The sequence below is a fragment of the Pseudazoarcus sp. NS20 genome (assembly GCF_059703745.1).
The window spans coordinates 324,046-337,524 of record NZ_BAAKIY010000002.1; the positions used below are offsets into that span (position 1 = coordinate 324,046).

16 protein-coding genes are annotated in these 13,479 nt (G+C 61.9%); 15 read left to right on the forward strand and 1 reads right to left on the reverse strand.

Annotation, left to right across the window (positions count from 1 at the left end; translation table 11 throughout):
- The first annotated feature begins 2 nt into the window (after positions 1-2).
- The 4 genes from fabG (at position 3) to AC6H0W_RS07265 (ending at position 2,792) form a co-directional block, all read left to right on the forward strand.
- On the forward strand, positions 3-752 hold the full coding sequence (gene fabG, locus AC6H0W_RS07250; RefSeq protein ID WP_497576491.1) for a 3-oxoacyl-ACP reductase FabG: 750 nt from the start codon (positions 3-5) through the stop codon (positions 750-752).
- 94 nt (positions 753-846) lie between these two features.
- On the forward strand, positions 847-1,086 hold the full coding sequence (gene acpP, locus AC6H0W_RS07255) for an acyl carrier protein (protein WP_096446875.1): 240 nt from the start codon (positions 847-849) through the stop codon (positions 1,084-1,086).
- A gap of 19 nt (positions 1,087-1,105) precedes the next feature.
- Positions 1,106-2,341, forward strand: coding sequence for a beta-ketoacyl-ACP synthase II (gene fabF, locus AC6H0W_RS07260; RefSeq protein WP_497576492.1), 1,236 nt, complete (start codon positions 1,106-1,108; stop codon positions 2,339-2,341).
- Positions 2,342-2,354: 13 nt separating this feature from the next.
- Positions 2,355-2,792 (forward strand): protein YgfX, encoded by a 438-nt coding sequence (locus AC6H0W_RS07265; RefSeq protein ID WP_497576493.1) that lies wholly within the window; start codon positions 2,355-2,357, stop codon positions 2,790-2,792.
- On the opposite strand, the gene nadB is transcribed toward AC6H0W_RS07265, so the two are convergent.
- Positions 2,776-4,356, reverse strand: coding sequence for an L-aspartate oxidase (nadB, locus tag AC6H0W_RS07270; protein WP_497576494.1), 1,581 nt, complete (start codon positions 4,354-4,356; stop codon positions 2,776-2,778). The two genes, AC6H0W_RS07265 and nadB, sit on opposite strands and share 17 nt — an antisense overlap.
- A gap of 217 nt (positions 4,357-4,573) precedes the next feature.
- On the opposite strand from nadB, the gene rpoE reads away from it, so the two are divergent.
- From rpoE to era, 11 genes are all read left to right on the forward strand, one after another.
- Positions 4,574-5,173 carry an RNA polymerase sigma factor RpoE gene (gene rpoE, locus AC6H0W_RS07275; protein WP_497576495.1) on the forward strand — a complete coding sequence of 200 codons (600 nt, stop codon included), beginning with the start codon at positions 4,574-4,576 and terminating at the stop codon, positions 5,171-5,173.
- Positions 5,174-5,182: 9 nt separating this feature from the next.
- Positions 5,183-5,719: a sigma-E factor negative regulatory protein gene (locus AC6H0W_RS07280; RefSeq protein ID WP_497576496.1), complete on the forward strand. Its 537-nt coding sequence runs from the start codon at positions 5,183-5,185 to the stop codon at positions 5,717-5,719.
- Entirely contained in the window at positions 5,719-6,684 is a 966-nt protein-coding gene (locus tag AC6H0W_RS07285; protein WP_497576497.1) for a MucB/RseB C-terminal domain-containing protein, read from the forward strand. Before AC6H0W_RS07280 ends, AC6H0W_RS07285 begins: the two co-directional genes overlap by 1 nt.
- Complete coding sequence (locus tag AC6H0W_RS07290; protein WP_497576498.1) at positions 6,681-7,154, forward strand: SoxR reducing system RseC family protein; 474 nt, start codon at positions 6,681-6,683, stop codon at positions 7,152-7,154. Before AC6H0W_RS07285 ends, AC6H0W_RS07290 begins: the two co-directional genes overlap by 4 nt.
- Positions 7,151-8,569 carry a Do family serine endopeptidase gene (locus tag AC6H0W_RS07295; RefSeq protein WP_497576499.1) on the forward strand — a complete coding sequence of 473 codons (1,419 nt, stop codon included), beginning with the start codon at positions 7,151-7,153 and terminating at the stop codon, positions 8,567-8,569. Before AC6H0W_RS07290 ends, AC6H0W_RS07295 begins: the two co-directional genes overlap by 4 nt.
- The gene (locus AC6H0W_RS07300) at positions 8,566-8,817 is read left to right on the forward strand and encodes a glutaredoxin family protein (protein WP_497576500.1); all 252 of its coding nucleotides are present in this window, start codon (positions 8,566-8,568) and stop codon (positions 8,815-8,817) included. The genes AC6H0W_RS07295 and AC6H0W_RS07300 overlap by 4 nt, the downstream gene beginning before the upstream one ends.
- A 61-nt stretch (positions 8,818-8,878) precedes the next feature.
- Positions 8,879-10,675: a translation elongation factor 4 gene (gene lepA, locus AC6H0W_RS07305; RefSeq protein WP_497576501.1), complete on the forward strand. Its 1,797-nt coding sequence runs from the start codon at positions 8,879-8,881 to the stop codon at positions 10,673-10,675.
- Between the two features lie 46 nt (positions 10,676-10,721).
- Positions 10,722-11,510, forward strand: a complete 789-nt coding sequence (lepB, locus tag AC6H0W_RS07310; protein ID WP_497576502.1) for a signal peptidase I — start codon at positions 10,722-10,724, stop codon at positions 11,508-11,510.
- Positions 11,510-11,887, forward strand: a complete 378-nt coding sequence (locus AC6H0W_RS07315) for a DUF4845 domain-containing protein (protein ID WP_497576503.1) — start codon at positions 11,510-11,512, stop codon at positions 11,885-11,887. Before lepB ends, AC6H0W_RS07315 begins: the two co-directional genes overlap by 1 nt.
- Before the next feature lie 12 nt (positions 11,888-11,899).
- Positions 11,900-12,565 carry a ribonuclease III gene (gene rnc, locus AC6H0W_RS07320; protein ID WP_497576504.1) on the forward strand — a complete coding sequence of 222 codons (666 nt, stop codon included), beginning with the start codon at positions 11,900-11,902 and terminating at the stop codon, positions 12,563-12,565.
- Positions 12,562-13,467, forward strand: a complete 906-nt coding sequence (gene era / locus AC6H0W_RS07325; protein WP_497576505.1) for a GTPase Era — start codon at positions 12,562-12,564, stop codon at positions 13,465-13,467. Before rnc ends, era begins: the two co-directional genes overlap by 4 nt.
- The last annotated feature ends 12 nt before the right edge of the window (positions 13,468-13,479 follow it).

Consider the following 13,479-nt stretch of genomic DNA (forward strand, 5'->3'; position numbering starts at 1 on the left):
CCATGAGCAAGCCACTTGAAGGGCAGGTTGCCCTCGTGACCGGCGCATCGCGCGGCATCGGTCGTGCGATCGCCCTCGAACTCGGCGCGCTCGGCGCCACCGTGATCGGCACGGCAACGTCTGACGCCGGTGCTGCCGACATTTCTGCCGGGCTGGCCACGGCAGGCGTTCAAGGCGGTGGGCGCACGCTCAACGTCACCGACGCGGCTGCGTGCGAAGCGCTGGTCGGCGAGATCGAGAAGGAATTCGGCACGGTTGCCATTCTGGTGAACAATGCCGGCATCACCCGCGACAACCTCGCCATGCGCATGAAGGATGATGAATGGTCTTCCGTCATCTCCACCAACCTCGATGCGGTGTATCGCATGTCGAAACTGGTGATGCGCGGCATGATGAAGGCCCGCACCGGCCGCATCATCAACATCACGTCGGTGGTCGGCAGTGCCGGCAACCCCGGGCAAGTCAACTACGCTGCAGCCAAGGCTGGTGTGGCGGGAATGAGCCGCGCGTTGGCGCGTGAGCTCGGAAGTCGCGGCATCACGGTCAACTGTGTGGCGCCAGGTTTCATCGATACGGACATGACCAAGGCATTGCCTGATTCGGCGCGCGAAAGCCTGCAAGGCCAGATTGCGCTGGGTCGCCTTGGGCAGCCGGAGGAGATCGCTGCTGCGGTGGCCTTCCTCGCTTCACCTGCAGCAAGTTATGTTACCGGCACCACCTTGCACGTGAACGGTGGCATGTACATGGCCTGAGTGGCTGTCACGATAGCGACCGACGGCGTTTTTGGTAGAATGTCGCGGTTTCAGTTTCACAAATATCTCTACATATCAGGGAAGGAGTCTCTCCATGGAGAACATCGAACAGCGCGTCAAGAAAATCGTTGCCGAGCAGCTTGGCGTCAACGAATCTGAGATCAAGAACGATTCTTCGTTTGTTGACGATCTCGGCGCGGATTCGCTCGACACGGTCGAGCTGGTGATGGCGCTGGAAGAGGAGTTCGAGTGCGAAATTCCCGACGAGGAAGCCGAGAAGATCACCAACGTTCAGCAGGCGATTGACTACGTCAACGCTCACCTGAAGAAGTAATCCACATTCGGAGCGAACATTGACCCGTCGCAGAGTTGTCGTGACCGGCTTGGGGTGCATTTCCCCGGTCGGCAATACGGTTCCTGAAGCTTGGGAAAATCTTGTCAATGGTCGCTCCGGTGTTGGCGCGATCACGCGCTTCGATGCATCCGCCTTTCCGGTGCAGATTGCCGGAGAGGTGAAAGGCTTCGACGTGGGGGCATACCTGTCACCGAAAGAAGCCCGGCGCATGGATACCTTCATCCATTACGGTATCGCGGCAGGCCTTCAGGCCTTCCGTGATTCCGGGCTGGAGGTCACCGAGGCCAACACCGATCGCATCGGTGTGAATATCGGCTCGGGCATCGGCGGTCTGCCGATGATTGAAGACACACACAATGATTACCTGAACGGTGGGCATCGCAAGATTTCGCCGTTCTTCATTCCGGGCACGATCATCAACATGATCTCCGGTCACATGTCCATCATGCTCGGCCTGCGCGGGCCGAACATCGCCGTCGTCACGGCCTGCACCACCGGTCTGCACGCCATCGGCACGTCGGCGCGCATGATCGAGTACGGTGATGCTGACGTGATGGTGTGCGGCGGCGCCGAGTCCACCATCACCTCGCTGGCGATCGGTGGGTTTGCGGCAGCCAAGGCGCTGTCCACACGCAATGACGACCCGGCGACTGCCAGCCGTCCGTGGGACAAAGGGCGCGATGGTTTCGTGATGGGCGAGGGCGCCGGGGTGCTGGTGCTCGAAGAGTACGAGCACGCCAAGGCGCGTGGCGCGCGCATTTACGCCGAACTGTCAGGCTTCGGCATGAGCGGTGATGCGTTCCACATGACCGCACCGGATACCGACGGGCCCCGTCGCAGCATGGTCAATGCCATGAAGAATGCCGGCGTGAATCCCGATCAGGTCAATTATCTGAACGCTCATGGCACGTCCACGCCACTGGGTGACAAGAACGAAACCGAAGCCGTCAAACTGGCGGTCGGTGCTGATGTCGCCAAGAAGCTGGTAGTGAATTCGACCAAATCCATGACGGGTCACTTGCTGGGTGGCGCAGGCGGTCTGGAGTCGGTCTTCACGGTGCTGGCCGTGCACAACCAGATTTCTCCGCCGACCATCAACATTTTCGAGCAGGATCCGGAGTGCGATCTGGATTACTGCGCGAATACCGCACGTGACATGAAGATCGACGTTGCGCTGAAGAACAACTTCGGTTTTGGCGGCACCAACGGCACTCTGGTCTTCCGCAAAATGTAAGAGGTGCCTGGCGATGCGCTACCCGCGAACCATCGTCGTTTCACCGTCTTCCCGCAGTCTGGGGCTTGTCGCCGCGATCCATCTGATCGCGGCGATTTCGTTTGCGCAACTCCCCGGGGTGGTCTGGCCGGTAGTGGGTGGCGTGCTGGTCTTGCTGAGCTTTGCGGCGTGCGCGCGAGCCTGCAGCCGAAACGTGCCCGGGCTCATCGAGTTGGGCGACGATGGGCTGTTGCGATTCCCCGAAGGCGAGGGGGGCGAGGCGCGCCCGTGTGGGCGAATGGCCGACTTTGTCTGGTTGAGATGGTTGGAGTGGCGCGAACTCAGCTCAGGCCGGCGTAGGGCATTGATGCTCTGGCGGGCGGAGTGTTCGACAGAAGACTGGCGAACCCTGGGTGTATGGTTGCGCCACAAAACGGCATCGCGTCCCGAGCCGCTCAGCGACGAGGCTTGAGAATGGTGGGGCGTCCGCGCTTGCGGGTGGCCGGGTAATCCCGCGAGAAATGCAGGCCGCGGCTCTCCTTGCGGCGCAGCGCGCAATTCACGATCAAGTCGGCGGTTACCACCAGATTTCGCAGCTCGATCAAATCGTTGCTGACGCGGAAGTTTGAGTAGTAATCGTGAATTTCACGCGCGAGCAAGCGAATGCGATGCTGTGCGCGCTGCAGGCGTTTGGTGGTGCGTACGATGCCCACGTAGTCCCACATGAAGCGGCGCAGTTCGTCCCAGTTATGCGAAATCACGACTTCTTCATCTGCGTCGGTCACTCGGCTTTCGTCCCACACTGGCAGATTGTCGGGTAAGGGGCGGGGGGTCGCGAGGATGTCGCGAGCCGCTGCTTCGGCGAATACCACGCATTCGAGCAGGGAGTTGCTTGCGAGCCGGTTGGCGCCATGCAGCCCGGTATATGAGCTTTCACCCACGCAATACAGCCCCGGCAGATCCGTGCGGGCGGACAGGTCGGTGACGACGCCGCCGCAGGTATAGTGCGCGGCGGGTACGACAGGAATCGGCTCTTTCGCCATGTCGATGCCCAGTTCCAGGCAGCGTGCGTAGATATTCGGGAAGTGCTCGCGCAGCCAAGCCTCGGGCTTGTGGCTGATGTCGAGATACACGCAGTCGAGGCCGCGCTTCTTCATTTCGAAGTCGATGGCGCGCGCGACCACGTCGCGCGGAGCAAGCTCGGCACGATCGTCGTGCTCGGGCATGAAGCGCGTGCCGTCGGGCAGGCGCAGGAGACCACCTTCGCCGCGCACGGCTTCGGTAATCAGAAATGACTTTGCCCGCGGGTGGTAGAGGCAGGTTGGATGGAATTGAATGAATTCCATGTTGGCCACACGGCAGCCCGCGCGCCAGGCCATGGCAATGCCGTCGCCGGTAGCTACGTCGGGGTTGGTGGTGTACAGATACACCTTGCCGGCACCGCCGGTGGCGAGCACCGTGTGCCGCGCTCCGATGGTGATGACGCGCCCGGTCTTGATGTCCAGCACGTAGGCGCCCAGGCAGCCGGCATCCTTGCGCCCGAGCTTGTCGCCCGTGAGCAGGTCGAGCCCGATGTGGTGTTCCAGTACATCGATGTTGTGGTGTTCGCGCACCTGTTCAGACAATGTTTTCTGAACGGCTGCGCCAGTCGCGTCCGCAGCATGGATAATGCGGCGTTGCGAGTGGCCGCCCTCGCGCGTTAGGTGGTAGCCCAGTGCCGAGCCTTCTTCACGAGTGAACGGAACGCCACGCTCGATCAGCCACTCGATGGCGCCGCGGCTGTTCTCGACAACGAAGCGCGTGGCGGCTTCGTCGCACAGTCCGGCGCCTGCGATGAAAGTGTCTTCGACGTGAGACTCGACACTGTCGGTTGCGTCGAGCACGGCGGCGATGCCGCCCTGAGCCCAAGCGCTGGCGCTGTCCGACAGGGCGCGCTTGGTGATCAGCGCAACATGCAGGCGGTCGGCCAGACGCAGGGCCAAGGATTGGCCTGCGGTGCCGCTGCCGAGGATAAGGACGTCGTAGTTTTTGAGCACGGAATAGGCTTTCGCGAAGGGGCGAGAGTGCGAGTCGAGCATATCACGACGTGAGCTTAATTAGGGCGCGTGCCTTTTTTGCCGAAAGACCTTACACATACATGAACTATTCGAAGGGGCCCATGTCTTTGCAAAGAGCTTCGGTTTTGCCGTCCCCATGGCGCGTCGTTATACTGCCGGGGTTTTTTGCCCCGATTCCCGGAATGACGACCCGCGCATGAGTGATCGCGAAATTGATCAGGTTCTTGTCGAACGCGTTCAGCGCGGCGACAAGCAGGCATTCGGCCTGCTGGTATCCAAATACCAGCGCAAGCTGCATCGGCTGTTGTCGCGCCTGATTCGTGATCCGGCCGAAGTGGAGGATGTTGCGCAGGAAACCTTCATCAAGGCCTACCGCGCGCTGGGTTCGTTTCGTGGCGAGAGTGCTTTTTACACGTGGCTGTACCGCATCGGGATCAACACCGCGAAGAACTTTCTCGTTTCTCAAGGTCGACGTGCTCCTACGTCGACCAGTTTCGACTCGACCGATGCCGAGACTTTCGAGGATGGCGATCAACTGCGAGACATCAATACGCCCGAGCGGCTGTTGATGACCAAGCAGATTGGCGAAACGGTCGAAGAGGCCATGGCGGTTCTGCCCGAAGAGCTTCGCACGGCAATCATGCTGCGCGAAATCGAAGGGCTGAGCTACGAGGAAATCGCGGGCATCATGGATTGCCCGATCGGTACGGTGCGTTCGCGCATCTTCCGTGCGCGCGAGGCGATTGCCGAAAGGCTGCGTCCCCTGCTCGATACGGCTCCCGACAAACGTTGGTAGGTGGTACTCATGAAGGAAAGACTCTCTTCACTGCTCGATGGTGACGTTGAACCGGCGCAGTCCGCGCCTCTGTTCGACGCGCTGCGTCAGGATGCGGAATTGCGTGGGCAGTGGGAAGCATATTGCCTGGTTGGCGATGCCTTGCGCGGCGAGCATGACCATAGCCCGGGCTTCGTCTCGCGCGTGATGGCCCAGCTCGACGCCGAGCCCACGCTGCTGGCTCCGGTTGCGCGCAAGTCGTCCTTGCCTTTCATCGGACGTCCGGTGATGGCGGTTGCGGCCTCGGTCATGGGAGTGGTGGCGGTCGGGTTGGTGGCTTTCACCATGTATCCGGCGAGCACTGACGGCCTGCCTGCAGGCGGCGTAGTTGCCACGGCGCCTGCAGCGGCCCAACTGGCTGCGGTGCAGTCGGTGGGTGCAAGCACGGCGGTTGATGACGCTCATCGTCATTACATGTTTGCACACCAGGCCATGAGCGGCGGACCGATTCCGGGTGTCGTGCATTATGTACGAACCGTTTCCGACAGGCCCGGAGAGCAGCGTTGATGAAGGGTTTTGCCGCTGCGCTGACCATCGCGCTGACGGTCACGCAACCTGTTCTCGCACGCGAGGCCAATGATCCGCTGTCGTGGCTTGCGCGCATCTCCTCGGCTGCCAGCGAGCTCAACTACTCGGGCACCTTCATCTATCAGTCGGGCCCGATTGCAGAGACTTCGCGCATCACGCACGTCGTGGATTCGACGGGTGAGTACGAGCGTCTCGAGGTGCTCGACGGCAGCCCGCGCCAGGTGATTCGCAACAACAACGAAGTGTGGTGCGTGTTCCCCGAGCGCAAGACTGTGATTGCCGATCGTTCCGGCAGTCAGCGTTCGTTCCCGGCGCGTTTGCCGACGGCGCTGAGCCGCGTTACCGAAAACTATGAAGTACGTACCGGTCGCGTGTCCCGCGTGGCAGGCGTCGAGGCGCAGATGGTAGTGCTCGAGCCGCGTGATGATCTGCGCTTCGGTCACATGTTGTGGGCCGACCTCGAGAGCGGTTTGCTCCTCAAGGCCCGCATGGTGGATGAGTCTGGCGCCACCATCGAGCAGTTCATGTTCAGCTCGGTGCGCATCGGTGACGAAGTGACGGCTGACACGTCCCGCCCGACCTTCCGCAAGGACGCGGGTTGGAACGTGGTGTCCGCGCATGGCTCTGCGGTGGATGCCGGCAACAGTGGCTGGTCGTTGTCCGAACCTCTGCCAGGGTATGCGCTCGAAACCGTAATGCGCCGGCCGCTTGGGCCGGAGCAGCGTGATGTGCTCCACATGGTGTATAGCGATGGGCTTGCTTCGATCTCGGTGTTCATCGAGCCGGTCGCTCACGAAGGTAGCGGCGCTACCGGACCGGTCGAGAACGGCGCCATCAACGTATATCGCCGTGAGGTCTCCGGGCATTTGCTGACTGCTTTGGGCGAAGTGCCCATGCAGGCATTGCAGCGCCTAGGCGACGCCTTGGAGATGCAGGCGAAATGATCGAGGCGCGTGCCGTGGTGGTCGATGTGGCAGACGGCCATGCGCGCGTGAAAGTCATCGACCGTCAGGAAGGATGCGGCCGTTGTGACGAGCCCGGCGGTTGCCGGTCGATCAAGTTGGCGTACGCCGTTCGGCCGCCGGCTTCCGAGTTTTCTCTTCCTGACACACTTGGTGTGGCCATCGGTGACGAGGTCGCGTTGCAGATGCGTGACGGTGCTTCGCTGCGCAGCGCCATGATCAGTTATGGGCTTGGGGCTGTTCTGCTGATTGTGGGAGCTGCGGTCGGGCAGTGGCTTGCTCCGGGTGCCGCTGCTGATCTGTATGCCGTGGGCGGGGCCGTCACGGGGCTGGCTCTGGCCGTCATGCTCAACCGTGTTCTGCATCGCAGTCGCCGTTGGCGCGGCGCGCTGCGTATCGAAATGGCACGCCCGGCGGCGGTGTGCGCCCATGATTTCGGCGAGATTCGATGAAGTTTTTGCGTGATGGCCTGTGTGCCTGTTTGTTGGTGGTCTGGGTTCTGCCCGGTTCGAGCGCCACCTTTGCAGCGAATCTCCCTGATTTCACAGCGATCGTCGAATCCCAGGGCGCGGCGGTGGTGAATATCAGCACCACTCAGACTCCTGTGGCGCCACTGGCGAAGCTGCCCACGATTCCCGGCGCGGAGGAAGCCGACGACTGGAAAGAGCTGCTGCGGCGCTTCATGCCGGAGCTCCCGGACGAGCCCGATAGCAGCGAGGATGATCGTTCGCTCGGCTCCGGTTTCATCATCAGCCAGGACGGTTACATCCTGACCAACGCGCACGTAATTGCCGGCGCCGAGGAGATCATCGTCCGGCTGGTGGACAAGCGCGAGTTCAACGCAACCGTGGTGGGGGCCGATCCGCGCAGCGATATCGCCGTGATTCGCATTGAAGCGAAGGGCCTGCCCATCGCGCGTCTGGGTAACCCGAATCGTCTCAAGGTCGGTGAGTGGGTGCTGGCGATCGGTTCGCCATTCGGCTTCGAGCATTCGGTCACCGCCGGCATCGTGAGCGCCAAGGGGCGAGCGCTGCCTGACGAAAACTTCGTGCCCTTCATTCAGACCGATGTCGCCATCAACCCGGGTAACTCCGGCGGGCCGCTGTTCAATCTGCGCGGTGAGGTGATCGGCGTCAATTCCCAAATCTACAGTGAAACTGGCGGCTTCATGGGGCTGTCGTTTGCCATTCCCATCGATGTCGCGATGGATATCTTCAGCCAGTTGCGCAAGGAAGGGCGCGTACGCCGGGGACGCATCGGTGTCGCCGTGCAAGAAGTGACGCGTGCCCTGGCCGAGAGTTTTGCCCTGCCTTCGGCCGACGGAGCGCTGGTGAGCGGGGTCGAGCCGGGCAGCCCGGCGGACCGAGCGGGAATCAAGCTTGGCGACGTGATCGTGCGTTTTGACGGGCGTGCGGTGCAGGGTTCCACAAGTCTGCCGCTGATCGTTGCGGAGCGCCGTCCTGGCAGTTCCGTGGCGGTGAGCTTGTATCGCGACGGCAAGCCGGTGGATCTGCGTTTGACGGTGGGAGAGTGGGTTGACCCAAATCCGGTCGCCAAACCAGCCGCGGAGCCGACCCCGCACGACCGACTCGGGTTGGTGCTGTCCGAGCCGACCGAAGCGCAGCGGCGTGACGACGATGTGCCTCACGGATTGCTGGTGGACCGTGTTCAAGGGCCGGCTGCGCGCTCCGAGTTGCGGCCCGGCGATGTCATTCTCGCGGTGGTGGCCGGCGGGCGCCAGACGCCGCTGGATTCCGTGGTCCAGTTTCAGCAGATCGTTGCGAAGCTGAGTGAGGGGCAGGTGCTCACCTTGTTGGTCGAACGTGCCTCGGGAACCTCGTTTGTCAGTCTGCGGGCGGGCAAGTGAGCGTTTCGCGCCGATTCACCGTGCTGAGTCGTGAATGGTGTCATCTGTGTCACGATCTGCTTGCAGAGCTTGAACCGCTGGCCGCCGAATTGGGGTGGGCGGTCGAAGTGCTGGATGTCGATGCCGATCCGGCGCTGGAAGCAAAGTGGGACGAATTGGTGCCGGTGGTGTTGGCCAGTGGGCACGAACTGTGCCATTACCATCTCGATGAGGCTGCAATCCGTGCTCATGCACGTGATTTCGGCTAGAATCAGGCGTCTGGTCGTCCAACCGCTACGGGTGTCGTTTGGCACCCTTTTTTGTTGACTCATGCAGCATATTCGCAACTTCTCGATCATCGCCCACATCGATCACGGCAAATCCACGCTGGCTGATCGCCTCATCCAATTTTGCGGAGGTTTGTCCGACCGCGAAATGGAAGAGCAGGTCCTGGACTCCATGGACCTCGAACGTGAGCGCGGTATCACCATCAAGGCCCAAACCGCAGCGCTGCATTACCGCGCCAAGGATGGGCAGATCTACAACCTGAACCTCATCGATACACCGGGGCACGTCGACTTCTCGTACGAAGTCAGTCGTTCGCTGTCGGCGTGCGAAGGCGCATTGCTGGTGGTCGATGCCTCGCAGGGCGTCGAGGCGCAGACCGTCGCGAACTGCTACACCGCGATCGAGCTGGGCGTCGAGGTGGTTCCGGTGCTGAACAAGATCGATCTGCCGGCAGCCGACCCCGAGAACGCTCGCGGCGAGATCGAGGATGTCATCGGCGTCGATGCTTCTGAGGCCATTCTGTGCTCCGCCAAGACCGGCGTCGGCATCGAAGAGGTGCTTGAGGCCGTGATCGCGCGCATGCCGCCGCCGGTGGGCGACCCCGAAGCGCCGCTGAAGGCGCTGATCATCGATTCGTGGTTCGACAACTACGTGGGCGTGGTGATGCTGGTGCGCGTCATCGACGGCGAACTGCGGCCGAAAGACCGCATCCTGCTGATGTCCAACGGCGCGCAGTATCCGTGTGATCAAGTGGGTGTGTTCACGCCGCGCTCGGTGGCGCGCGAGAAGCTGTCGGCGGGTGAGGTGGGCTTCGTCATCGCCGGTATCAAGGAACTCGCAGCGGCGAAGGTGGGGGACACCATCACCAACGCCCAACGTCCGGCGCCCAAGCCCTTGCCTGGGTTCAAGGAAATCAAGCCGCAGGTGTTCGCCGGGCTGTATCCGGTGGAGTCCTCGGAGTACGACCAGCTGCGCGACTCCCTCGAGAAGCTCAAGCTGAACGACGCGGCGTTGCAATACGAGCCGGAGGTTTCGCAGGCGCTGGGCTTCGGCTTCCGCTGCGGTTTCCTCGGCCTGCTGCACATGGACATCGTGCAGGAGCGTCTCGAACGCGAGTTCGACATGGATCTCATCACCACCGCTCCGACGGTGGTGTACGAGGTGGTGATGAACAGCGGCGAGATCCTCCACATCGAGAACCCCTCGAAGCTGCCTGAAACCGGCAAGTACGCCGAGATTCGCGAACCCATCATCACCGCCACCATCTTCCTGCCGCAGGAATACGTCGGCCCGGTGATCACGCTGTGCAACCAGAAGCGCGGCATGCAGGTAGACATGCGCTATCTCGGCCGTCAGGTGCAGTTGATCTACGACATGCCGATGAACGAAGTGGTGATGGATTTCTTTGATCGTCTGAAGTCGGTCTCGCGTGGTTATGCCTCGCTCGACTACGAGTTCAAGGAGTATCGCCCCGCCGACCTGGTCAAGCTCGACCTTATGGTGGGTGGCGAGAAGGTCGATGCCTTGTCGGTCATCGTGCACCGCGCCAGTGCGCAATATCGCGGCCGGGAGCTGGCCACCAAGCTGCGTGGCCTGATCCCGCGCCAGATGTTCGATGTCGCGGTGCAGGCAGCCATCGGCTCGAACATCATTGCGCGCGAGACCATCAAGGCCCTGCGCAAGAACGTGCTCGCCAAGTGCTACGGCGGCGACATCACGCGCAAAAAGAAGCTGCTCGAGAAGCAGAAGGAAGGCAAGAAGCGCATGAAACAGGTGGGCAACGTGGAAATCCCGCAAGAGGCCTTCCTCGCCGTGCTGCGCACCGACGAAGGCAAATGAGAGCGCTCCGGCGTTCGCACCCGTTCCAGCCGCTGATGGAGTTGCCGTGAATTTCGCATTGATCCTTTTTGCGTTGCTCGTGTTGTCCGGCCTGTTGTGGGCGGTGGATCGCTTCTACGCGCGCAAGCGCCGCAACAAGGGCGACCCGAACCCGGTGTGGGTGGAATACGGGGCGAGCTTCTTCCCGGTCATCCTCATCGTTTTCACGCTGCGCTCGTTCATCGTCGAGCCGTTCAAGATCCCCTCGGGCTCGATGATCCCGACCCTGCTGATCGGCGATTTCATTCTGGTGAACAAATTCACCTACGGCATCCGCCTGCCGGTCATCAACAAGAAGGTGCTGTCGCTCAATGACCCGGAGCGTGGCGATGTGATGGTCTTCCGCTACCCGCGCGATCCTTCGCTGGATTACATCAAGCGCGTGGTGGGGTTGCCGGGTGACCGTGTGGAATACATCGACAAGCGCCTGACCATCAATGGTGAGGCCGTCAGCATGACGCAGAGCGGTGATTACCTGCACCCCGAGCGCATGCTGTTTTCTCCGATGTTTGAAGAAACTCTCGGAGATACTGCGCATGCGGTGCTGATCGAGCGCGACGTGCCGGCGCATATCTCGCATGTCATGGATTTTCCGTATCGCGATCACTGTACCTATACTACGGCCGGAGTGCGCTGCACCGTGCCGGCCGGCCATTACTTCGTGATGGGTGATAACCGTGACGCCAGCAGCGACAGCCGCGTGTGGGGCTTCGTGCCCGACGAGAACATCGTCGGTCGAGCCTTCTTCATCTGGTTCAATTTCGGCGACATGAAGCGCATAGGAGGGTTTCATTGATGTCGAGGCATTCCCTTTCCACCGCTCGCTCCCAGCGCGGTCTGTCGCTGATTGGCACGATCATCGTCGGCGGCCTGCTGGCCTTCGTGCTTTTCATCGCCCTGCGCAGCGTGCCGGTGTTTAACGAGTATCTGGCCATCAAGCGGGTGGTCGGGCAGTTGTCCGCAGATATGGTCGGTGGCGCCACGGCCACCGATGCGCGGCGCGCTTTCGACCGCTTCGCCTACACCGACGATATTGTGAGCATCACCGGCGCTGATCTGCGCATTGCTGGCTCCGGCCCCAATGCGGTGATTGAAACCGCTTACGAACGAAAGGTGCCGATTGCCGGCAACGTAAGCCTGCTGTTCGAGTTCTCCGTGTCCTCGGGGCGCTGAGTGCGCCCGGAGTTGCAAAAGCTCCAGCGCAAGCTGGGGCACACGTTTTCAAGCCCGGCGTTGCTCGAGCAGGCGCTGACCCATCGCAGTTTCGGTCAGCCCAACAACGAGCGTCTGGAGTTCCTCGGCGACAGCGTGCTGAACTGCGTGATCGCAGTGGCCCTGTGCGCGCGTTTCGGCGAACTGCGTGAGGGTGAGCTGTCGCGTTTGCGTGCATCGCTGGTGCGTCAGGAGGGCTTGCATCGGGTGGCGCTGGAACTCGACCTTGGCGAGGCGCTGCGCCTGGGCGAGGGTGAGATGAAAAGCGGCGGGTTTCGCCGGCCGTCGATTCTGGCTGACGCGCTCGAAGCGATCTTTGCGGCGGTTTTTCTGGATGCCGGGTTTGAAGTGGCCCGCACGGTAATCGACCGTCTCTACGCCCCTGCAATCGCGGCAATCGACCCAGCCACCGCCCTCAAAGACCCGAAAACCGCCTTGCAGGAACACCTGCAGGCGCGCAAGCTGGCACTGCCCGTTTATGAAACCACCCGCGTGCTCGGCGAAGCCCATCTGCAGGAATTCGAGGTGAGTTGCACCATCCAGGCACTGAATGTCTCGGCCACCGGCCGAGGCAGCAGCCGGCGAGCAGCGGAACAACAGGCTGCCGAGCGCGCGCTGGCCGCCCTGAGAGAACGATGAGCGATACCCATTCAGATAACGAGCCGTTTCGCACGGGCTTCATTGCCATCGTCGGGCGACCCAACGTCGGCAAGTCCACCCTGCTGAACCAACTCATCGGGCAGAAGATCAGCATCGTGTCGCGCAAGGCGCAGACCACGCGCCACCGCGTCACCGGCATCCGCACCGACGAGCACGCGCAGTTCATCTTCGTCGATACCCCGGGTTTCCAGACGCGCCACCGCAATGCCCTCAACCGCACGATGAACCGCAGCGTCACGCAGGCGCTGGCCGACGTCGATGCGGTGTTCTTCGTGATCGAGGCCGGGCGCTTCGGCGATGATGACCGCAAGGTGCTCGAGCTGCTGCCGGACGATGCGCAGGTCTTGCTGATCATCAACAAGATCGACCGCCTCAACGACAAGGCGCGCTTGCTGCCCTTCATTCAGCAGATGAGCGAGCTGCGCGACTTCACCGCCATCGTTCCGCTCTCGGCCGAACGTGGCAAGAACGTCGACAGCCTTGTTTCCACGGCCCAGAAGCTGCTGCCGGAAGGGGCGCCGGTTTTCGAGGAAGACGACATTACCGACCGCAGCGAGCGCTTTCTGGCTTCCGAATTCTTGCGTGAAAAGCTGTTCCGCCTGCTCGGCGACGAATTGCCGTACGGTATCGCCGTCGAGATCGAGAAGTTCGAGACCGAGGGCAACCTGCGTCGCATCTTCGCCGCCATCGTGGTGGATCGCGACAGCCACAAGGGCATGGTCATCGGCAAGGGCGGCGAGCAGCTCAAGCGCATTTCCAGCGAGGCGCGCGTCGAGCTCGAGAAGCTGTTCGACGGCCGCGTCTATCTCGAAGTGTGGGTCAAGGTGAAGAGCGGCTGGGCCGACGACGAGCGCGCCCTCAAGAGTCTCGGTTACGAGTGAGCGGCGGGATAC